The organism is Microbacterium sp. C7(2022) (assembly GCF_028823665.1).
Classification (GTDB): Bacteria; Actinomycetota; Actinomycetes; order Actinomycetales; family Microbacteriaceae; genus Microbacterium.
Window position 1 is genome coordinate 96910 of sequence record NZ_JAPEHV010000002.1, and the last position, 22575, is coordinate 119484.

General features: G+C 64.9%; 20 protein-coding genes. All 20 read left to right on the forward strand.

From position 1 onward, the window contains the following. Window position 1: 1 nt before the first annotated feature. The 20 genes from mltG to metK all read left to right on the forward strand — a co-directional run bounded on the left by mltG (window position 2) and on the right by metK (window position 22574). A complete protein-coding gene (mltG, locus tag ON062_RS02555) occupies window positions 2–1450 on the forward strand; it encodes an endolytic transglycosylase MltG (protein ID WP_274645564.1) in 1449 nt (482 codons plus the stop codon). Further along, the gene (locus ON062_RS02560) at window positions 1408–2295 is read left to right on the forward strand and encodes a shikimate dehydrogenase (protein ID WP_308209612.1); all 888 of its coding nucleotides are present in this window, start codon (window positions 1408–1410) and stop codon (window positions 2293–2295) included. The genes mltG and ON062_RS02560 overlap by 43 nt, the downstream gene beginning before the upstream one ends. Before the next feature lie 4 nt (window positions 2296–2299). Next, a complete protein-coding gene (gene aroC, locus ON062_RS02565) occupies window positions 2300–3520 on the forward strand; it encodes a chorismate synthase (protein ID WP_274645565.1) in 1221 nt (406 codons plus the stop codon). Continuing rightward, window positions 3510–4034 carry a shikimate kinase gene (locus ON062_RS02570; protein WP_274645566.1) on the forward strand — a complete coding sequence of 175 codons (525 nt, stop codon included), beginning with the start codon at window positions 3510–3512 and terminating at the stop codon, window positions 4032–4034. Before aroC ends, ON062_RS02570 begins: the two co-directional genes overlap by 11 nt. Next, the gene (gene aroB / locus ON062_RS02575; protein WP_274645567.1) at window positions 4031–5110 is read left to right on the forward strand and encodes a 3-dehydroquinate synthase; all 1080 of its coding nucleotides are present in this window, start codon (window positions 4031–4033) and stop codon (window positions 5108–5110) included. The genes ON062_RS02570 and aroB overlap by 4 nt, the downstream gene beginning before the upstream one ends. Before the next feature lie 37 nt (window positions 5111–5147). Next, window positions 5148–5621, forward strand: coding sequence for a type II 3-dehydroquinate dehydratase (locus ON062_RS02580; RefSeq protein ID WP_274645872.1), 474 nt, complete (start codon window positions 5148–5150; stop codon window positions 5619–5621). A 90-nt stretch (window positions 5622–5711) separates the two neighbouring features. Continuing rightward, a complete protein-coding gene (gene efp, locus ON062_RS02585) occupies window positions 5712–6272 on the forward strand; it encodes an elongation factor P (protein ID WP_274645568.1) in 561 nt (186 codons plus the stop codon). 4 nt (window positions 6273–6276) lie between these two features. Further along, window positions 6277–6687, forward strand: coding sequence for a transcription antitermination factor NusB (nusB, locus tag ON062_RS02590; RefSeq protein WP_274645569.1), 411 nt, complete (start codon window positions 6277–6279; stop codon window positions 6685–6687). Between the two features lie 40 nt (window positions 6688–6727). Further along, window positions 6728–9697 carry a DEAD/DEAH box helicase gene (locus ON062_RS02595; protein WP_274645570.1) on the forward strand — a complete coding sequence of 990 codons (2970 nt, stop codon included), beginning with the start codon at window positions 6728–6730 and terminating at the stop codon, window positions 9695–9697. A gap of 64 nt (window positions 9698–9761) precedes the next feature. Further along, window positions 9762–11336, forward strand: coding sequence for a Rieske 2Fe-2S domain-containing protein (locus ON062_RS02600; protein WP_274645571.1), 1575 nt, complete (start codon window positions 9762–9764; stop codon window positions 11334–11336). 76 nt (window positions 11337–11412) lie between these two features. Further along, on the forward strand, window positions 11413–11952 hold the full coding sequence (pyrR, locus tag ON062_RS02605) for a bifunctional pyr operon transcriptional regulator/uracil phosphoribosyltransferase PyrR (protein WP_274645572.1): 540 nt from the start codon (window positions 11413–11415) through the stop codon (window positions 11950–11952). Between the two features lies 1 nt (window position 11953). Further along, complete coding sequence (locus tag ON062_RS02610) at window positions 11954–12952, forward strand: aspartate carbamoyltransferase catalytic subunit (RefSeq protein ID WP_274645573.1); 999 nt, start codon at window positions 11954–11956, stop codon at window positions 12950–12952. After that, window positions 12949–14259, forward strand: a complete 1311-nt coding sequence (locus tag ON062_RS02615) for a dihydroorotase (protein ID WP_274645574.1) — start codon at window positions 12949–12951, stop codon at window positions 14257–14259. Before ON062_RS02610 ends, ON062_RS02615 begins: the two co-directional genes overlap by 4 nt. After that, on the forward strand, window positions 14256–14765 hold the full coding sequence (locus ON062_RS02620) for a hypothetical protein (protein WP_274645575.1): 510 nt from the start codon (window positions 14256–14258) through the stop codon (window positions 14763–14765). Before ON062_RS02615 ends, ON062_RS02620 begins: the two co-directional genes overlap by 4 nt. Next, a complete protein-coding gene (gene carA, locus ON062_RS02625; RefSeq protein ID WP_274645576.1) occupies window positions 14762–15922 on the forward strand; it encodes a glutamine-hydrolyzing carbamoyl-phosphate synthase small subunit in 1161 nt (386 codons plus the stop codon). Before ON062_RS02620 ends, carA begins: the two co-directional genes overlap by 4 nt. Further along, window positions 15922–19209: a carbamoyl-phosphate synthase large subunit gene (gene carB, locus ON062_RS02630; protein WP_274645577.1), complete on the forward strand. Its 3288-nt coding sequence runs from the start codon at window positions 15922–15924 to the stop codon at window positions 19207–19209. Before carA ends, carB begins: the two co-directional genes overlap by 1 nt. Beyond that, entirely contained in the window at window positions 19206–20051 is an 846-nt protein-coding gene (gene pyrF, locus ON062_RS02635) for an orotidine-5'-phosphate decarboxylase (RefSeq protein ID WP_274645578.1), read from the forward strand. The genes carB and pyrF overlap by 4 nt, the downstream gene beginning before the upstream one ends. Next, a complete protein-coding gene (gene gmk / locus ON062_RS02640) occupies window positions 20044–20940 on the forward strand; it encodes a guanylate kinase (protein WP_274645579.1) in 897 nt (298 codons plus the stop codon). Before pyrF ends, gmk begins: the two co-directional genes overlap by 8 nt. 101 nt (window positions 20941–21041) lie before the next feature. Next, a complete protein-coding gene (gene rpoZ, locus ON062_RS02645; RefSeq protein WP_274645580.1) occupies window positions 21042–21296 on the forward strand; it encodes a DNA-directed RNA polymerase subunit omega in 255 nt (84 codons plus the stop codon). Between the two features lie 84 nt (window positions 21297–21380). Next, the gene (gene metK, locus ON062_RS02650) at window positions 21381–22574 is read left to right on the forward strand and encodes a methionine adenosyltransferase (RefSeq protein ID WP_274645581.1); all 1194 of its coding nucleotides are present in this window, start codon (window positions 21381–21383) and stop codon (window positions 22572–22574) included. Window position 22575: the final 1 nt, after the last annotated feature.

The window sequence follows — 22575 nt, forward strand, 5'->3', positions numbered from 1 at the left end:
TATGCCCGCAAGGCCCTCAGACGCACCCATGTCGCGTCGTGAGGCACGTGCGGCCGCGCAGGGCGCCAGCGCCGCGCCGACGGACAGCGTGACGTCGTCCGCACCGGAGGCCCGACAAGTCTCGGCGGCGTCGTCCGCCGATCGTGCGCAGCCGGAGACTCAACCGTTCTCGGTTGAGGACCAGTGGCTGTTCGCCGGAGCATCCGGGGCCACCGCCGCGTCTTACCGTCGCGGGGGAACGGCACACGTCTCCGAAACCGTCGCACCCGGAGGGGCGCGCACCGCGACACCCACGCTTGAAGACCTCTTCAGCGGGGAGACCACCACCGACGCGCTCGGCGCCCCGCCGCCGCCCACGGACAAGCGAAAGCGCCGCATCGGCGGGTGGATCGCGCTCGGGGTCGTGCTGGTGATCTTCGGGGGCATCGCTGCAGGCGGACTCTGGGTCTGGAATACCTACGAAGACCAGATCCGTGAAGTCATGGGGTGGGAAGAGCCCAACGACTACGAAGATGGTCTCGCGACGGGTGAAGCATTCGTGACCGTGGACGCAGGCGACACCGGATCACCCATTTCGCAGAAGCTGTACGAAGCCGGTGTCACGATGACCCCGGAGGCGTTCTACGACTACCTGATCGATAACGCCCTTAACCCGAACTTCCAGCCCGGCGTGTACCGGATGCAGCAGCAGATGAGCTCGGCTGCCGCCCTCGCGGCGATCGAAGACCCGGCGAACAAAATGGAGAACTCTGCGCAACTGCGTGAGGGACTCACGGTCGACCAGTCGCTGCCCATCCTGGCCGAAGGGATCGGGATCGAGCTGGCTGACTTCGAAGCTGCAGTATCGGACCCCTCGGCCTACGGCGTCGATGCAGACTCTCTCGAGGGCTGGCTGTTTCCCGCGACCTACACGTTCGACCCCGGGGTGACAGCCGAGCAGGTGATCGGCACTCTCGTGAATCGCACCGTGCAGTCGCTCGACGCGGCTGGCGTCCCTGAGGACCGCCGCCAGGAAATCCTGACCATCGCGTCGATCATCGAGCGCGAAGCGCGCTACGAAGAAGACATGCAGAAGGTCTCCACAGTTATCCAGAACCGGCTAAAGCCTGACAACCAGGAAACCTTCGGGCTGCTGCAGATGGATTCCACGGCGCAATACGGCTATGGCGAGATGCACGACGGAACGGTGAGCTCGTCGCAGGAGGCCCTCGAAGATGACAACCCGTGGAACACGTACGTGCACACCGGACTGCCGGTCGGACCCATCGCCAATCCCGGTGATGTCGCGATCGATTCGGCCATGCACCCGGCCGACGGGGACTGGATGTACTTCGTGACGGTCAACCTCGACACCGGTGAGACGGTGTTCACCACGAACCTCGCCGACCACAACCGGGCAGTGTCGCAGTGGCAGTCGTGGTGCGCAGACAACCCGGACAGCGGGTGCTGATCCGCGAGCCGCGCACGCGCAATCGGTTGGCGGTGTGGGGCGACCCCATTGCGCACAGCCAGTCGCCCTCATTGCATGCCGCGGCCTATCGTGCGTTGGGTCTGGAATGGACGTACGAGCGCCGGCGGGTGGATGCCGCGTCATTCGCGGGGGTGTTCGCGGAGCGTGACGACACCTGGCGCGGACTCTCGCTGACGATGCCGCTGAAGTCGCTCGCTTTCCACGCGGCAGACTCGCGCGATGCACACAGTGAGTTGACGGGAGTCGCCAACACCCTGGCATTCGACTCGGAGGGTGCGCACGCGTTCAACACCGACGTGGGTGGGCTGCGTCGCAGTCTCGAAGAGGACGGTGTTTCGTCGGTCACACAGGCACGGATCGTCGGCGCCGGCGCGACGGCCATGTCAGCCCTGATCGCCTTGAACGAGCTCGGCGCCACCCAAATCGACGTCGTCGCTCGTCGCGAAGCCGCCGTTGCCGACTTGGCGCGGGTGGCCGCGCGATTGGGTACGAACGTTCGGTGGCAACCGTTCACGACGCGTGACTATGAGCCCGTTGCGGTGACGGTCGCGACATTGCCCGGGGGTGCAGCCGTCGCAGCTGCGGATGCCGCCGCGTTGGCGGAGTCTGCGGGGCACCTCGTTGACGTGGTCTACGGACACTGGCCGTCTACGCTCGCCACCGCATGGATTGCGGCCGGTGGTTCGGCATCGTCGGGTCGAGGGATGCTTTTGCACCAAGCGCTCTTGCAAGTGCGGATCTTCGTTCACGGAGAAGGCGGCGTTGCGTTGGATGACGAAGAGGCTGTGCTCGCCGACATGCGCGCGGCGCTCGTGGGAGACTAGAGCAATGCTCCGCGTGCTGACGGCCGGCGAATCCCACGGCCCCGAACTCATCGCTGTCATGGAGGGTCTCCCGTCGGGGGTTCCCGTGTCCAGCGCCGCCATCCAAGCAGATCTCGAACGACGCAAGCTCGGCTACGGTCGGGGGTCGCGTATGAAGTTCGAGCAAGATGAACTGACGATCTCTTCCGGCGTCGTCCACGGACGCACCCTGGGGAGCCCCATCGCTTTGCGCATCGGCAACACCGAGTGGCCGAAGTGGACGGAGGTGATGAGCGCCGAACCCGTCGACTTGACTGAGAAGTCTCGCGGGCGAGGCGCTGCGCTGACTCGCCCGCGCCCTGGTCATGCCGACCTCGTGGGCATGCAGAAGTACGACTTCGACGAAGCACGGCCCATTCTCGAGCGCGCGTCAGCGCGCGAGACGGCGGCCCGTGTAGCGCTGGGCGCGATCGCTCGAAGCTTCCTGGCTGAACTCGGCATCACCCTCGTCAGCCACACGCTGTCGATCGGTCCCGTGCGCGCCCCCGAGGACGCGCCGTTGCCGACGGCTGCGGATGTTGCCGCGTTGGACGCTGATCCGCTGCGCTGCTTCGACGCGGCCACGAGCGCGCGCATGGTTGCCGAGGTCGATGACGCGCGCAAGGCCGGTGACACCCTGGGTGGCATCGTCGAGGTGCTCGCCTACAACCTGCCGCCCGGACTCGGGTCCCACGTTCACTGGGACCGCAGACTCGACGGCAAGCTCGCGCAGGCACTCATGAGCATTCAGGCCATCAAGGGCGTAGAGGTGGGGGACGGATTCCTCACCACCACGCGACGCGGATCTGCAGCACACGACGAACTGCACGTCACAGGCGAAGGAATCACGCGTTCGAGTGATCGCGCAGGTGGCACGGAAGGCGGCATGTCGACCGGCACCGTCCTTCGGGTGCGGGCCGGCATGAAGCCGATCGCCACTGTCCCGAAGGCGCTGCGCACCGTCGACGTCGCTACCGGCGACACCGCTTCGGCTCACCACCAGCGGTCGGATGTCTGCGCCGTACCGGCAGCCGGTGTCGTGGCTGAGGCGATGGTCGCCATTGTCCTCGCAGAAGCAGCTCTCGAGAAGTTCGGCGGCGACAGCATCGGCGAGACGCGCCGCAACATGGATTCATACCTCGCATCCATCCCGGCGACGCTGCGCACCACGGCGGAGAGCGACCCTGCGCTGGGCGATGACCTCTGACGCGCTCGTACTGATCGGCCCCATGGGCGCCGGGAAGACCAGCATCGGAAAGCGCGTCGCCAAGGCTCTGGGAACGACGTTCACCGACACCGATTCACTCGTCGTCCGGGAACACGGAGCAATTGCGGATCTCTTCGCATCTGGGGGAGAGGAACTCTTCCGTCGGCTCGAACGCCTCGCCGTCGCTGACGCTCTGTCGGCCGGGGGCGTGATCGCGCTCGGGGGTGGAGCCGTCCTGAACCGCGACACCCAACGGGACCTCGGCGATCATCGAGTGGTGTTGCTCACTGTTTCGGATGACGTCATCGCGGGCCGCATTGGCGGAAGCTCGCGACCCCTTCTGCGCGAGGGTGACGCCGTGGAGCAATGGAAGAAGATCGCGCATGCGCGCGCGCCGCTCTACGAGTCCCTCGCCGACATCACGTTCGATACGTCCCGCGGACCGCTGTCCGCGGTGGCCGACGCTGTGGTCGAGTGGGCGCGCTCGTCTGACAGTCACACGGAGGATTCATGAGCGACATCACGACAGTCTCAGTAACCGGCGACGCGGAGTACGACATCATCATCGGGCGAGACATCCGCGCGCGCGTCGCCGATAGCCTGCCCTCGGCGGCACGCAAGGTGCTCATCGTCCACCCGCCGACACTCGCTGCTCAGGCCGAACAGCTTCGTGATTCCTTGACCGACGGCCGTGACGTTTTGCTGGCAGAGATCCCTGACGCTGAACAAGGCAAGCGCATCGAGGTTGCGGCGTTCTGCTGGCAAGTGATGGGACAAGCAGACTTCACCCGCACCGACGTCGTGATCGGCTTCGGTGGCGGAGCGGTGACCGACCTTGCGGGCTTCGTGGCTGCGACATGGTTGCGCGGGGTCGAGGTCGTGCAGGTTCCCACCACAGTTCTCGGCATGGTCGACGCGGCCATCGGGGGCAAGACCGGGGTGAATACCGCCGAGGGGAAGAATCTCGTGGGCGCATTCTGGGCGCCTCGGGCTGTGGTGTGCGATCTCGCGCTGCTCGACACTCTCTCACGCAACGAACTCGTCGCCGGCTACGCCGAGGTCGTAAAGGCGGGGTTCATTTGGGCCCCCGAGATCCTTGACATCATCGAGGCCGACCCCGAGCGCGCGACGGACCCCCTGACGCCGGAGTTCCGACGCACGATCGAGTTGGCCATCGAGATGAAGGCGCGCGTGGTTGGCGAGGATCTGCGCGAGGCGGGACTACGCGAGATCCTCAACTACGGGCACACACTCGGCCACGCGATCGAGCACTCCGAGCGCTATCGGTGGCGGCACGGGGCAGCGATATCCGTGGGAATGGTGTTCGCCGCCGAACTGTCGCGGCTGGCAGGGCGACTCTCGGATGCCGCAGCCCAGCGTCATCGCGACATCCTCGAATCGCTCGGGCTGCCGACCAGCTATCGAGCGGGGGCGTGGGCCCAACTGAAGGCCACGATGCAACGAGACAAGAAGAGCCGCGGGGGCATGTTGCGCTTCATCGTGCTTGATGACGTGGCAAAGCCCACCGTATTGCAAGCGCCCGACGAGTCTCTCCTTTTCGCGGCGTATCAAGAGGTCGGTGGCGCCTGAGCTGCCGGTGCGGGCGAAGCGCTAGGGTGAGCGGGTGATGTCACCGGCTGTTCCCTCTTCGCCCGCGCGCGGTACGCTTCTGCTGGTCAACGGCCCCAACCTCAATCTTCTGGGTGTGCGTCAGCCCGAGATCTACGGAACCGAAACCCTCGATGACGTGGAAGCGCTCGCGACCGCATCGGCCGCTGCGCGCGGATTCGACTTGCGTAGCATCCAGTCAAACCATGAGGGCGTGCTCATCGATGCCATTCACGCTGCACGGCTGACCTGTGCCGGCATCGTCATCAATCCGGGCGGCCTCACCCACACCTCGGTCGTGCTACGAGACGCGCTCAGCAGTGTCGCGCTGCCCGTCGCTGAGGTGCATATCTCGGACATCACGGAGCGCGAAGAATTCCGCCATCACTCGTACGTGCGTGATGTTGCTGTCGTGCACGTGATTGGTCAGGGGGTGGCTGGTTACGGCCGGGCCATCGACCTGTTGATCGATGCGATCGAAGCCGCTGACTGACCCATCGCACGGGTCCCACGAGCCATCCCGTAGAATGACTCGTCGGGCCGCCCATAGGCCCCTTCTCTCACGAACGGACTTCTTCTCCTCATGGCATCCACCGCAGACATCAAGAACGGCGTCGTCCTCAGCATCGATGGACAGCTCTGGAGCGTTGTGGAGTTTCAGCATGTGAAGCCCGGCAAGGGTGGAGCGTTCGTCCGCACCAAGCTGAAGAACGTCGTGTCGGGCAAGGTGGTCGATCGCACGTACAACGCGGGCGCCAAAATCGATATCGAGAACGTCGATCGCCGCGATTTCACCTACCTGTACAACGACGGCGAAGGATACGTCTTCATGGACGTCGCCGACTACGACCAGCTCACGGTGGGCGCTGCAACCGTGGGCGACGCCGCCAACTTCCTCCTGGAAAACCAGCAGGTACAGATCGCGCTCAACAACGGCAACCCGCTGTACGTGGAAATGCCGGCCTCTGTCGTTCTCGAGATCACCTACACCGAGCCCGGACTGCAGGGCGATCGCTCGTCGGCCGGCACGAAGGCAGCCACCCTTGAGACCGGCTTCGAGATCCAGGTTCCGCTCTTCGTCGAGCAGGGCACCAAGGTTAAGGTCGACACCCGCACGGGCGACTACCTTGGCCGCGTGAACTGATCACGTGAGCGCACGGACAAAGGCGCGCAAACGCGCCCTCGACATTCTCTTCCAGGCGGACGTCCGCGGGGAAGACATCGCGGTCATGCTCGCCAGCGAAGCGAAGCGAGCAGCCACCGAGCCGGCTCGAGAGGCGTCCTGGCTGTATGCCCGGGACATCGTGGACGGGGTCATCGACAACCGCGACGCGATCGACGAGCAGATCACCACCTTCTCGAAGGACTGGACTCTGGCGCGCATGCCCGCCGTTGACCGCGCGGTACTGCGGATCGGAGTGTGGGAGATCCTCTTCAACGACGAGGTGCCCACGGCCGTAGCCATTGACGAGGCCGTCGAACTCGCGAAGGAATTCTCCACAGACGACTCGGGCGCCTTCGTGCACGGCGTGCTCGCACGAATCGCTCGCTCGTCCTGACGCGGCCCGAGTGTCGCGGGTCTCACAGACGATGGATGCTGTGACCCCGGATTCCTGGCGACGCGTGCTCGCCGCAGGCAATGAGCCGCCACGCACCCCCCTCGCTCTGGGTGTAGAACTACGCCAGCGGCGAAAGCAGCTGAGCTCGCCCTGGGCGGCCGCGCTCGTTGAGACAGCCACAGGACGAAGCCTGCTTGCCGCTGGTGCGGATGTGCTCGTCGGACTTCGGCCCCTCGAACGCAGTTCGCGCAGCGACGCCTGGATCAAGGGAGCCGTGTCGTGGGACGCCGTGCGCAGACCGGGGCATGCATACGATCCGGCGCATGCGCGCTGGTTCGCCGAGCTCTACAGCATTGGACGGACTGTGCGCACGCTCGGCAGCTTTACGGACGCATCCGAGTGGCTGACGCTCGACGAGATCGAGTCGCACCTGCTGTGGCCGCATTTGCGCGCGGCGGAGACGTGGGGCATCCCCATCATTTCCACAAGGAAGACGCAGACGGTTCGGCTGGCAGACACCGCCGAACTCGCGATGGTCGTTGATCGGACACCGACGGGCATAGACCTAGGTGTGCGCCTCTCGATCGACGGCGCGATCGTCCCGAACGACACCGATGCACAGATCACGGACATCCCACCGATCGTGCGCCCCATAGGCTCCGTGGGTGTCTACACGGTGACCACGGTGGCCGAGCGCATCGACGTGAGCCTCGCCCCGGCACACGTGTCAGGACCGGTTCGCTCGCTGTTGTCTTCCGTCGAGCCGGTCCGCATTCCTTCGGAAGATAGCGAAGAGTTCCTTACCGAACACTTGCCCGCTCTCGCTCGGCACACCGCCGTCATCGCGTCCGGCATCGAGGTGCCCGGGCCGCCCCACCCTCGGCTCATCGTCACGGTCCGCTTCAGCCCGAACCACCGGGTCGAGTACAGTCTCGAGTGGAGATACGGCACAGACACGCGCATCGCGTTCGACGATTCACACTCCCATGAGCGGGACCGCGAAGCCGAGGCACGCATTCGGTCGGAAGTCGACCGAATTTGGAGTGAATCGGCGCCGGTACCTGTGAGCGGGCACGGCACGTTGACCGGGTTGGACGCGGCCGAGTTCTCGACGCACGCACTCCCCGCTCTGGAAATGTGCGAGGACGTGTCTGTTGTCCTGCGGGGCGAGCGGCCCCTGTACCGCGAACTCTCCGCGGACCCCAAAGTGCGGATTACGACCGTCGAATCGGCCGACGCCGATTGGTTCGACCTCGGCGTGATCGTCACCATCGACGGGAGAACCATCCCCTTCACGCCTCTGTTTCGCGCTCTCACGTTGGGGCGCAAGCGGATGCTGCTGAGCGATGGTGCCTATTTCTCTCTGAAGCACCCATCGCTTGACCGGCTGAGAGAGTTGATCGACGAAGCGGGCGGCCTGGATGAATGGGAGAGCGGACCACGGATCAATCGCTATCAAACGGCGCTGTGGACGGACTTCGAAGACCTGGCACACGAAGCGCAGCCAGCGGTGTCGTGGCGCGCGACAGCGAATGCATTGCGCGATATCGAGCACATCGAAAGCACCCCTGTTCCCGCGGCGCTGACGGCCGAGCTTCGGCCATACCAACGTGCCGGCTACGAATGGCTGGCTTTCTTGTGGCGGCACCGGCTGGGAGGCATCCTCGCCGATGACATGGGGTTGGGCAAAACCCTCCAGATGCTGGCTCTCATTGCCCACACCCGCGCGCAGGGTGAGGCGAAGCCGGTGCTGGTCGTGGCCCCCACGTCCGTGCTGACGACCTGGGCCGAGGAGGCCGAACGCTTCGCTCCCGGATTAGCGGTGTCCGTTATCGGTGCGACCCGGATGAAGCGCTCTCGGTCTGTAGCCGAGGCTGCCGTCGTCTCCGACATCGTCGTGACTTCGTACACGCTGCTGCGCCTCGACGAGGCGGAGTACGTCGCCGTCGACTGGTCTGTCATCGTGTTGGACGAAGCGCAGTTCGTGAAGAATCCACACACGCGCGCTCACCGCGTGGTCAAGGACCTGAACGCAGAGGTCACCTTCGCCGTCACCGGCACCCCAATGGAGAACTCTCTGTCGGAGCTGTGGGCGCTGTTGTCGCTCACCGCTCCGGGTCTCTTTCCCTCGGCACGCCAGTTTCGCGAGGACTACATCGGACCGATCGAGCATGGCAAGGTGCCCTCGAACGTCGAGGGCGGTGAGTACCGGCAACGTCGCCTGGAGCGGCTGCGGCGGCGCATCCGACCATTGATGTTGCGCCGTACGAAGGACCTGGTCGCCGCGGATCTCCCCGAGAAGCAGGAGCAGCACGTACGCATCGAACTGAGCGCTTCGCATCGCGCCATTTATGACACGGTCTTGCAGCGTGAACGACAGAAGGTGCTCGGGCTGCTGGATGATCTGGACCGCAATCGGTTCATCGTCTTCCGCTCGTTGACCCTCTTACGCATGCTCAGCCTCGCACCAGAGCTGATCGACTCGGCGCACGCTCATATCCCACCCAGCAAGCTCAGCGTGCTGTACGAACACCTCGACGAGCTGCTCGCCGAAGGCCACCGCACGTTGGTGTTCAGCCAGTTCACATCGTTCCTGCGCCTCGTCGCCGATCGGCTGAGTGAACAGGGGATCCCGTTCGCCTATCTGGACGGTTCAACCACCGACCGCGACGGCGCGGTCAGCTCATTCCGGTCGGGTGAAGCACCCGTTTTCTTGATCAGCCTGAAGGCGGGCGGCTTCGGGCTCACGCTCACCGAAGCGGACTATGTTTTCCTCCTCGACCCGTGGTGGAATCCAGCCGCCGAGGCACAGGCGGTCGATCGCGCGCATCGGATCGGTCAGACTCGGCGTGTGCTCGTATACCGCCTCATCGCTGCGGACACCATCGAAGAGAAGGTCATGGCGTTGCAACAGCGCAAGGCACGTTTGTTCCGGTCTGTCATGGACGACGATGCGCTGTTCTCGCACGCGCTGACCGCCGACGACATCCGCGGGCTGCTCGAGCCCTGATCTACGCCTGGTCGCCCAGGCATCGGTGAGCTCCTCGCGTAGACTTGCCACGGAAGGAGCGAGTATGCGCATCACGGGCCTCGGCCATGCCGGAATGTTCATCGAGACGGCGGGAGGGAGCATCCTCTGCGATCCCGTGATCGGGCCGACGTTCTTCGGTTCGTGGTTCCCGTTCCCCGACAACCGGGCGCTGGACTGGGAACGCTTCGGCAATGCCGACTTCCTCTATATCTCTCACCGGCATCGGGATCACTTCGATCCGGCGCTCATGCATCGCTACGTACCGAAGGACATCAAAGTCCTGTTGCCGGACTATCCGACCGATGATCTGGAGCGAGACATTCGCGCCCTGGGTTACGAGAACATCATCTACACGCAGGCGGGGGTTCCCCTCGACTTCGGGGACCTGAAGATCATGGTCACTCCGCTCCGTGCTCCCAGCGATGGCCCCATCGGCGACTCGTCGCTGAGCGTCGACGACGGCACCGCGAGCATCCTGAACCAGAACGACTCCCACCCTCTCGATCTCGAAAAGCTGCTGAGCTTCAGCAAGCCCGAGGCGTACTTCACGCAGGTCTCCGGTGCTATCTGGTGGCCGATGGTGTACGACCTGCCGCAAGATGCGAAACAGAACTTCGCCGGCCTGAAGCGCGACGCGCAAAACAAGCGCGCGATGTACTACATCGACAAGGTCGATGCCGAGCACGTCTTCCCCATGGCCGGGCCGCCCATGTTCCTGCGTGAAGAGCTCTTCCGGTTCAACGGATACGGCGAACACGACGACGCGATCTTCACCGACCAGCGTCAGTTCCTCGCGCACATGAAGGAGCTCCGCCCCCAGCAGAAGGGCTACGAATTCGTGCCCGGCACGGTCGTGGAACTGGTGCACGGTGAGATCACGGTCACGCAGTCTCTGTATTCGGATGCCGAGATCGACCGCATCTTCGACGACAAGTGGAACTACCTCGCCGAGCAGCGCGATACGCGACAAGACGAGATCGCGGCAGAAGTGGCATCCCGCGCACCCGTCCTCGCCCCCGCCGACATGCTCGCCGAGCTGAAGGCATGGTGGGAACCGCTGCTTCGTCGTGGGCGCATCTTCCGCGACGGCGTCGGCGGCCCCGTGCGCATGACCATCGGCGAGCTCGACCTTGTTGTGGACTTCCCGAAGGCGAAGGTCCGCGAGTACGCGGGCGAGGAGACGAACTACTGGTTCACGATCCCGGCCGATCTCGTCTCTACCAATATCCGCGATCACGAGATCGACTGGTCGAACTCGATCTTCTTGTCCATGCAGTTCACTGCCGGGCGAGTGGGGAAGTTCAACGAGTTCATCTACACGTTCTTTAAGTGCCTCTCGCGCGACCGTATCGAGTACGTCGAAAACTGGTACGCGGAGCAGTCCGACGTATCGGAGGACGTGGAGCTGGGGGAGTGGGTCGTGCAGCGTCGCTGCCCGCACCTACGCGCGGATCTTTCGAAGACAGCCAAGATCGAAGACGGTGTGCTCACGTGCAGCCTGCATGACTGGAAGTGGGATCTCGCTTCAGGGAAGTGCCTCAGCACACAGGGGCACCCGATTCGTGCGTCAAAGATCGAGGATGACCTCCACAAAGACGCGACGGTACCGGCCGCGTAGGACAAGGTTCACCACGCGCTAGACTGGCAGGAAAGCAACCTTTAACACCGTCCCGTGAGGCGGAGAAGGGAGCGGTATGAGCGCACACGAACGCATCGTGATGCACCACGCCGACATCACTCGGGCACTGACTCGGATCTCGCACGAGATCCTTGAGTCCAACAAAGGCCCCGAGGATCTGGTTTTTCTCGGCATTCCCACGCGCGGTGTTACTCTCGCCCATCGCATCGGCAGCCTCGTCGAGCAGTTCAGCGGCGTCGCAGTCCCCGTCGGCGACCTCGACGTCACGATGTATCGGGATGACCTGCACCGCAATCCCACGCGGTCGCCCCGGCCAACACGGATTCCCGAGGGTGGTGTCAATGGCCGCACTGTCGTGCTCGTGGACGACGTGCTGTTCTCCGGGCGCAGCATCCGCGCCGCACTCGATGCCCTGGGCGACATCGGGCGACCGGCCGCGGTTCGACTTGCCACACTCGTCGATCGCGGGCACCGCGAGCTCCCGATTCGACCGGACTTCGTCGGGAAGAACCTTCCGAGTTCGCGCGACGAACGCGTAAACGTCAGGCTCGTCGAGGTCGATGGCGATGACGCTGTGACGATCGGGGGGAAGTGACATGCGCCACCTGCTCGACACGCAGAGTCTGAGCCGCGACGACGCTCTACGCATTCTCGACATCGCCGAGGACATGGCCTCGACCCAGCAACGTGAAGTCAAGAAGCTTCCGACGCTGCGCGGCAAGACCATCGTCAACCTCTTCTTCGAAGATTCCACGCGTACACGAATCTCATTCGAAGCCGCCGCAAAGCGCTTGAGCGCGGATGTCATCAACTTCTCGGCGAAGGGCTCGAGCGTCTCGAAGGGCGAGTCTTTGCAGGACACTGCTCAGACGCTTCAAGCGATGGGTGCGGATGCCGTCGTCATCCGTCACGGAGCCTCCGGCGCGCCTCGTACGCTCGCTTCGAGTGGGTGGATCACGGCAGGGGTGGTGAACGCGGGCGATGGCACCCACGAGCATCCGACCCAGGCGCTCCTCGATGCATTCACGATGCGCAAGCGCAGGTGGGGTGCCGACAGCCGTGGCCGCGACCTTGCAGGCATGCGCGTCACCATCGTCGGTGACGTCCTGCACTCGCGTGTGGCGCGCTCGAACGTGTGGCTGCTGAACACGCTCGGCGCCCACGTGACATTGGTCGCACCGCCTACCCTGGTGCCGCAGGACGTATCCGCCTGGCCCGCGGATGTCGTCTACGACCTCGATGAAGCGATCGGTGCCGCGCCCGATGCGATCATGATGCTGCGGATTCAGCTCGAACGCATGAATGCCGCATATTTCCCCACTGAACGGGAGTATTCGCGCCGATGGGGGCTTTCGAACGACCGCTTGGCTGCGCTGAAGGGCGATAGCATCGTCATGCACCCGGGGCCCATGAACCGGGGGCTGGAGATCTCTGCCGCGGCGGCCGATTCCGGACGCTCCACTGTGCTGGAGCAGGTATCGAACGGCGTGTCGGTGCGCATGGCCGCGCTCTACCTGCTTCTGGCAGGTGCAGAGCGGGATGCCGACGCAAACCCGACATCGCCACACAGCAATACTGAGGAGAACGCCCGATGAGTGACACTTTCCTTTTCCGTGGGGCGACTCTCGAAGGAGTTAACGCGGCCGACATTCTGATCGAAGATGGACTCATCACCGAGGTCGGAACGGGGCTGAGCCGCTCGGGCGCAACGGTCGTCGACGCCGAGGGGCTCGTGGCGCTTCCCGGTCTCGTCGACCTGCACACTCACCTGCGTGAGCCGGGTTTCGAGGCCTCGGAGACCATTCTCACCGGGTCACGCGCGGCTGCCGCCGGAGGGTACGCGGCCGTATTCGCGATGCCCAACACCTCACCGGTGGCCGACACCGCTGGCGTTGTCGAGCAGGAGTTGGCGCTCGGCGAAGCGGCGGGATTCGTCACGGTGCAGCCCATCGGCGCCGTTACTGTCGGCCAGAAGGGGGAGCGCCTGGCCGAGCTCGGTGCCATGGCCGACTCCCGCGCCCGCGTGCGCGTCTTCAGCGACGATGGTTTCTGCGTGTGGGATCCGCTGATCATGCGCCGCGCACTCGAGTACGTCAAGGCGTTCGATGGCGTCATCGCGCAGCACGCTCAGGACCCACGGCTGACCGAGGGCGCCCAGTTGAACGAAGGCACCGTCTCTGCCGAACTGGGGCTTGCGGGGTGGCCGGCGGTGGCCGAGGAGTCGATCATCGCGCGCGATGTGCTGCTTGCCGAGCACGTCGGCTCGCGTCTGCACGTGTGCCACCTGTCGACGGCCGGTTCGGTCGACATCATTCGCTGGGCCAAGAAGCGTGGGGTCAACGTGACCGCCGAGGTCACGCCGCACCACCTTCTACTGACGGACGAGCTCGCGCGCGGCTACGACGCCCGCTACAAGGTGAATCCGCCGTTGCGTCGCGAGGAGGACGTTCTCGCTGTTCGTGAGGGTCTCGCCGACGGCACGATCGATATCGTCGCCACCGACCACGCGCCGCACCCGATCGAATCCAAGGCGTGCGAGTGGCAGGCTGCCGCCCACGGCATGGTGGGCCTCGAAAGCGCATTGCGCGTGGTGCAGCAGGCGATGGTCGACACCGGCATGATCACATGGGGTGACGTCGCGCGAATCATGTCCCGAGAGCCAGCGCGCATCGGTCGCCTCTCCGGGCACGGCGAGCCGCTGACACCTGGGCACGCGGCATCCCTCACCTTCTACGACCCTTCACCCGCACGCGAATTCACGACCGCGGACCTACGCGGACGCAGCGTCAACTCGCCGTACCTGGGCCGTCCGTTGCCCGGAGAGGTGAAGTGGACGCTGTACCGCGGAACGCCGACCGTCGCAGACGGAGCGTTGCTCGACACCCCGGGAGCGCTGTCATGACCCGCGAAGCCGCGCTCCTCGTCATCGCCGCGGTTGCGGTTGCCCTCATTGCCGTGCTCGCGTGGGCGTGGATTCGTCGCACACGACGGGATTCCGGCATCGCCGCGCCCGTCGCGGAAGCGCCGGACAGCGCCGCGACGATCGCGACGTATCGCGCGCTGTACGTCGCGACGACACAGCATGCCGCGCCACTCGAACGCCTTGCCATCTCGGGCCTCGCATTCCGCTCCCGCGGGGATGTGACGATCACCGATGCCGGTCTGGCCCTGGACCTCACCGGAGCACCGCGCGTGTTTTTCGACACCGGGCGCATCGTCGATGTGGCACAGGCCACCGTCGCGATCGACCGCGTTGTCGAGCGCGACGGACTGGTGCGCCTGTCATGGCGTACCGACGGCGGCACCGTCGTCGACACCTACCTTCGTCCGCAGGATGCCTCCGCTCGCGCGCTCGCGGTGTCCATCGGCAGCATCCTCACCCCGTCCCAGATCGGATCCGACGCATGACCTCGCTATTCACGACAGAGAAAGCCGTCCTCGTTCTCGAAGACGGCACCCGTTACGCCGGACGCGCGTACGGTGCCCGCGGCACCACGCTGGGTGAAGTCGTGTTCTCGACCGGTATGACCGGCTATCAGGAGACGCTCACCGACCCTTCGTACGCGGGCCAGATCGTCCTGCAAACGGCCCCTCACATCGGCAACACCGGAATGAACGGTGAGGATCCCGAATCCCGTCGCATCTGGGTCGCCGGTTACATCGTGCGAGACCCCTCACGCGTCGTGTCGAACTGGCGGGCCGACGAGTCTCTCGACGACTCGCTGGCACGTGACGGCATCGTCGGGATCAGCGGCATCGACACCCGCGCCGTCACGCGCCACATCCGCGCGGCTGGCAGCATGCGCGGAGCGATCTTCTCCGGCGATGACGCCACGCTGAGCGACGACGACCAGCTCGAACGCGTGAAAAGTGCCCCCAACATGGCGGGGCAGAATCTCTCGGCGGCAGTCTCGGTCGCTGCCACCGAAGTCACCCGCGCCACGACCGACCGCATCGGTAACCTCGCGGTGCTCGACCTCGGGGTCAAGCAGGCCACGATCGACAACCTTGCCGCTCGCGGCTTCGACGTGCACGTGCTTCCGCAGACGAGCACTATCGACGACATCCGCGCCATCGACCCGGTTGCGGTGTTCTACTCAAACGGGCCCGGCGACCCTGCGGCATCCGATGCTCATGTCGAGATGCTCCGTGGTGTGCTCGACGACAAGCTGCCGTTCTTCGGGATCTGCTTCGGAAACCAGTTGCTGGGCCGAGCACTTGGATTCGGCACCTACAAGCTGCCGTTCGGCCACCGCGGCATCAACCAGCCGGTGCTCGACAAGGCGACCGGTCGGGTGGAGATCACCGCACACAACCACGGCTTCGCTGTCGACGCACCGCTTGAGGGCGAGGTCGACAGCCCGAACGGATACGGCCGCGTCGAGGTCAGCCACATCGGTCTCAATGACAACGTGGTCGAAGGTCTGCGGGCATTGGACATCCCGGCGTTCTCGGTCCAATATCACCCCGAGGCTGCGGCAGGTCCGCACGACGCCAACTACCTCTTCGATCGCTTCCGCGACCTTGTCGTCGCCACCACCGCCGCAACGGCAGGGGAGAAGTAATGCCCAAGCGCTCCGACATCAACTCCGTTCTCGTCATCGGCTCCGGCCCCATCGTGATCGGTCAGGCCTGCGAATTCGACTACTCCGGCACCCAGGCATGCCGCGTCCTCCGCGAGGAGGGCGTGCGAGTGATCCTCGTGAACTCGAACCCCGCCACGATCATGACCGACCCGGACTTCGCCGATGCCACCTACATCGAGCCGATCAACTGGCAGGTGATCGAGACGATCATCGCGAAAGAGAAGCCGGATGCGATCCTGCCCACCCTGGGCGGACAGACGGCACTCAACGCCGCGATTGACCTGCACCACCACGGAATCCTCGAGAAGTATGACGTCGAACTGATCGGCGCCAACTTTGAAGCGATCAACAAGGGTGAAGACCGCCAGATCTTCAAGCAGCTCGTTCTCGACGCCGGGGCGGATGTCGCCGCGTCGCGCATCGCGCACACCATGGACGAGGTTCTCGCCGCCGCGGACGAGCTCGGCTACCCGCTCGTCGTCCGCCCGTCGTTCACCATGGGCGGGTTGGGTTCGGGTTTCGCGTACGACGAAACCGACCTGCGGCGCATCGCGGGTGCCGGTCTGCGCGACTCGCCCACCACAGAGGTGCTCCTGGAGGAGTCCATCCTCGGGTGGAAGGAGTACGAGCTCGAACTCATGCGAGACACCGCCGACAACACCGTCGTGGTCTGCTCGATCGAGAACGTCGATCCCGTCGGCGTGCACACCGGTGACTCGATCACCGTCGCCCCGGCGCTCACTCTCACCGACCGTGAGTACCAGAGGCTTCGCGACATCGGCATCGACATCATCCGGGCCGTGGGCGTCGACACCGGTGGCTGCAACATCCAGTTCGCTGTGGACCCCGCGTCAGGTCGCATCATCGTGATCGAAATGAACCCGCGCGTGTCGCGCTCGTCCGCGCTCGCCTCCAAGGCCACCGGCTTCCCGATCGCGAAGATCGCGGCCAAGCTCGCGATCGGATACCGCCTCGACGAGATCCCCAACGACATCACCAAGGTCACCCCGGCAAGCTTCGAGCCGACGCTCGACTACGTGGTCGTGAAGGTTCCGCGTTTCAACTTCGAGAAGTTCCCCGCCGCGGACACCACGCTGACCACGACGATGAAATCGGTCGGCGAGGCGATGGCGATCGGTCGCAACTACGCGACGGCACTGCAGAAGGCTCTGCGGTCGCTCGAGAAGCGCGGGTCAAGCTTCCACTGGGGCGACGAATCGCGCTCGGTGGACGAACTTCTCGAGATCGCCACCGTTCCCACGGATGGTCGCATCGTCGTGCTCCAGCAGGCCATGCGCAAGGGCGCCACGATCGAGCAGGCGTTTGAGGCGACCAAGATCGATCCCTGGTTCCTCGACCAGATCGCCCTGATCAATGAGGTGGCGGAGTTCGTTCGGGATGCCGCTGAGCTGGGCATCGACACGCTGCGCGTGGCCAAGGAGCACGGATTCAGCGATGCGCAGATCGCGCAACTGCGCGGCGTCGACGAGGCGGACGTGCGCGCCCTGCGCTACGACCTCAACGTACGCCCGGTCTACAAGACGGTGGACACCTGCGCGGGGGAGTTCCCGGCACTCACCCCGTACCACTACTCCAGCTACGACGCAGAGACCGAAGTCACGCCTTCGGAGCGCACGAAGGTCGTCATCATCGGCTCGGGCCCGAACCGCATCGGTCAGGGCGTCGAGTTCGACTACTCGTGCGTGCACGCGTCGTTCGCGCTGTCGGATGCCGGATTCGAGACCATCATGGTCAACTGCAACCCTGAGACCGTGTCGACCGACTACGACACCAGCGACCGTCTGTACTTCGAGCCGCTGACGCTCGAGGACGTGCTCGAGGTGCTGCACGCCGAAGCGCAGTCGGGAACCATTCTCGGCGTGGTGTGCCAATTGGGCGGGCAGACGCCGCTGGGGCTCGCAAAGGGCATCGAGGAGGCCGGCTACACGATCCTCGGAACCAGCCCCGCCGCGATCGATTTGGCGGAAGAGCGGGAGCTGTTCTCCCGGCTGCTCGACAACGCCGGGCTTGTCGCGCCACGCAACGGCACAGCCATCGATGTCGAAGGTGCTGTCGCCGTGGCTGAGGAGATCGGCTACCCGGTCTTGGTTCGCCCGAGCTTCGTGCTCGGCGGTCGCGGAATGGAGATCGTCTACTCCACTGAGTCGCTCCGTGACTACTTCGTCCGCATCGCAGACCAAGCGATCATCGGTCCCGGTCTGCCGCTGTTGGTCGACCGCTTCCTCGACGATGCGATCGAAATCGATGTCGACGCGCTGTTCGACGGGGACGAGCTCTACATCGGCGGCGTCATGGAGCACCTCGAAGAGGCGGGTATCCATTCGGGAGACTCGTCGTGCACACTGCCGCCGGTCAGCCTCGGCCGCACCGACATCGACCGGGTACGCGAAGCAACGCATGCGATCGCCGCCGGTATTGGTGTGCGCGGTCTACTCAACGTGCAGTTCGCGATCTCGGCCGGGGTTCTTTACGTCATCGAAGCGAACCCGCGTGCAAGCCGCACCGTCCCGTTCGTGTCCAAGGCACTCGGCATCCCGCTCGCTAAGGCTGCGAGCCGAGTGATGGCGGGCGACAGCATCGCCACCCTTCGTGCTGAGGGCCTCCTGCCCGAGGTCGACGGCTCGCGCGTGTCGCTGGACGCACCGGTCGCGGTGAAGGAGGCCGTGCTGCCCTTCAAGCGCTTCCGCACCAAGGACGGTCAGACCGTCGATTCGGTGCTCGGCCCCGAAATGCGCTCCACGGGTGAGGTCATGGGCATCGACCGCGACTTCCCGACGGCCTTCGCGAAAAGCCAGTCGGCTGCATACGGTGGTATGCCGCTGTCGGGCACGGTGTTCATCTCGGTTGCCGATAGCGACAAGCGCGGCGTCATTCTTCCGGCGCACCGCCTGCAGCAGCTCGGCTTCTCGCTCGTGGCGACCGAGGGCACCGCCGAGATTTTGCGCCGCAACGGCATCCGAGTCGACGTCGTGAACAAGTTCAGCGAGACGCAGGCGTCGGGCGAGCGCAACATTGTCGACCTCATCAACGCGGGTGAGATCGACATCGTTGTGAACACTCCGAGTGGAGGAAGCGCGCGCGCCGATGGCTACGAGATCCGAGCCGCCGCGGTGACTGCTGACAAGGCGCTGTTCACCACGATGGCGGTGCTCGGCGCTGCGGTGAGCGCGATGGACGCCATGGGCGAAGGCTTTGATGTGCGCAGCCTGCAGGAGTACGCCGCAGAACGGGCAGCGCGCGCGTGAGTACGTTCGGCGCACGCCTGCAGGCCGCGGTCGCTGCTCGTGGACCGCTCTGTGTCGGGGTCGACCCACACGAGCACTTGTTGCGTGAGTGGGGGCTGGATGCCACGGCGCACGGTGCGAGGGAATTCGGCCTGCGCGTGATCGAGGCGTGCGTCGATCGGGTTGCGGTGATCAAGCCGCAAGTGTCTTTTTTCGAACGATACGGTTCGGCGGGCATTGCGGCACTGGAAGAGGTCCTGAGTTCGGCTCGCGCGGCCGGCTTGCTCACCATCGCCGACGCCAAGCGGGGCGACATCGGCAGCACGATGGATGCGTACGCACGGGCATGGCTCTCGCAGGGCTCGCCGTTGGAGGCGGACGCGCTGACTGTCAACCCCTACTTGGGTGTGGGGGCGCTGGATTCCACCATGCGTTTCGCCATGGAAGTGGGCAAGGGGCTGTTCGTCCTCGCGGCCACGAGTAATCCCGAAGCAGGCACCCTGCAGCGTGCGCGTCGCGATGATGGACTTACCGTTGCATCTGGGATTATCAGCGAAGTCTCAGACTTCGCTGCCGGACACACCGCAGTTTCGACGTGGTCGAGTATTGGCTTCGTGATCGGTGCTACCGTCGAGGTCAACGCGTTCGATCTACCCGAAACGATCGAGCCGATTGCACCGATCCTCTCGCCGGGGTTCGGCCACCAGGGGGCCGGATTGACGGAAGTGGAGTCCCGGTTCGGCCCGCTTGCGAAGTCAGTGCTCGTGAGCGAAAGCCGGGGAATCCTCGCTGCGGGCCCGGGGGGACTTGTCCGTGCGATCGACGAAAGGCGCGTGATCCTCCAGGAGACCCGAAGTGCCTGACTCCCGCACACCACCCGACGTCGACCGCGCCGCAGCATCCCGCCGCGCGGTGGCTGCACGCCGCGAACGCGCCGCCCTCAAGAAGGACGTCGCCATGCGCGTCATCAGCCCCCAAGAACTCTTGCGCCGCGCGCTCGCCCACCCGGAATCACCCGCGGGCGCCATGCGTGTCACGGAGTTCCTGACGGCAATCCCTGCGATCGGTGAAGGCAAACGCGACCGCATCCTCCACGACCTTGAGATCTCTTCCGTGAAGAGACTCGGCGGACTCGGCTCGCGCCAGCGCGCCGTGCTTACCGAGTTCCTCGATGCACGCCTCCCCGAACCCACGCCACGCGCGAAGCGCAGCCGCCTTGTCGTCCTCGCGGGGCCAACCGCCGTCGGAAAGGGAACAGTCGCAGCAGAGATCAAGGATAGGCACCCCGAGATCTTGCTGTCTGTTTCTGCCACGACCCGTCAGCCGCGACCCGGCGAAGTAGACGGCGAACACTATTTCTTCGTCGACGATGCGGAGTTCGACCGTAGGGTCGCCGCGGGTGAACTTCTCGAACACGCGACCGTTCACAATGCGTACCGCTACGGCACCCCGCGTGGGCCGATCGATGACGCCCTGAGTGCGGGTCGCACAGTGTTGCTCGAGATCGACCTGCAGGGGGCGCGACAGGTACGCGCCGCCGCTCCGGACGCATCGCTGGTGTTTCTCCTGCCGCCCAGCTGGGACGAGCTCGTCCAGCGGCTTGTCGGTCGCGGCACGGAGAGCGATGAGGAGCGTGCGCGGCGGCTGAAGACCGCCAAGCGGGAACTGGCCTCGCAGGCAGAGTTCGACTATCTCGTCGTGAATGACGACGTGGCACGCGCCGCATCCGAGGTGGCATCGCTCGCCGACTGAGCGCGCCGCATCTGCGCCCGCCACAGACTCGGGTAGGATGAACGGATGCTTCCTCAGAAGCATCCTGCCTTTTTCCACCATTCGATCCAGGAGGTTTCGCCATGGCCGGAACGAACCAGGGCATCATCGAGCCCCCCATCGACAGCCTTCTGCAGAAGGTCGATTCCAAGTACCAGCTGGTGATCTTCGCGGCCAAGCGCGCGCGTCAGATCAACGACTACTACTCCGACCTGCACGAGGGAAACCTCTTCGACAATGTGGGGCCGCTCGTTGACTCCACCGTCGAGGACAAGCCGCTGACGATCGCGATGCACGAGATCCACGAGGACAAGCTGCGTCTGCGCCCCGTCGAGTAGTCGTTACGCTGTGATGCCCTCGAGATCGGCAATGTCCGATCTCGAGGGCATACTGGTTTTCGCCGCCACCGATCTGGAGTTTCGATGACCGAACTGCGCCTGTTCACCTCCGAGTCCGTCACCGAGGGGCATCCCGACAAGATCTGCGATCAGATCTCGGACTCGATCCTCGATGCGCTGCTGGCTGCCGATTCTTCGAGCAGAGTCGCAGTGGAGACTCTCGTGACGACGGGCCTCGTGCATGTGGCGGGAGAGGTGCGCACCGACGGCTACGTCGACATCCCCGGCATTGTGCGCGGCGTGGTGAACGGAATCGGCTATACGTCGAGCGAGACGGGGTTCGACGGCGCCTCGTGCGGTGTGACCGTATCGATCGGAGAGCAGTCAAGCGACATTGCATCGGGTGTAGACAACGCGCTCGAGCACCGCGAGGGTGGCTCGGCGGACCCCATCGACGCACTCGGTGCGGGTGACCAAGGGATCATGTTCGGGTACGCCACGAACGAGACGCCGCAGCTGATGCCGATGGCGATCTGGATCGCTCACCGGATTGCGGAGCGGCTGACTGAGGCACGCCGCAGTGGTGCGTTGCCCTTCCTGCGACCCGACGGTAAGACACAGGTCACGCTCGGCTACGACGGCGCGATTCCCCGCACCGTCGAGACCGTCGTATTGTCCACCCAGCACCACCCCGACATCTCGATCGCTGCGCTCCGTGCCGCCGTGCAAGTTGAGGTGATCGACCCGGTCCTCGCCTCCACCGGCCTGGACACGTCGAACGTGAAGTACGTCATCAACCCGGCGGGCCCGTTTGTGATTGGCGGGCCCAAGGGGGATGCGGGCTTGACCGGCCGCAAGATCATCATCGACACCTACGGCGGCGCGGCACGGCATGGTGGCGGGGCCTTCAGCGGCAAAGATCCGTCGAAGGTCGACCGCTCGGCGGCGTACGCCATGCGCTGGGTCGCAAAGAATGCCGTTGCGGCCGGACTAGCCGATCGTCTGGAAGTGCAGGTGGCCTACGCCATCGGTCGGGCAGCGCCCGTGGGGCTGTACGTCGAATCGTTCGGCACCGCGCACGTCAGCGACGATGTCATCACCCGGGCGATCCTCGACGTGTTCGATCTGCGCCCCCAGGCCATCATCGACGAACTCGATCTCTTGCGGCCTATCTATGCGAAGACCGCGGCCTACGGCCACTTCGGTCGCGAGCTTCCCGAGTTCACGTGGGAGCGCACGGATCGCGTCGACGCCCTGCGATCCGCCGCCGGACTGTGAC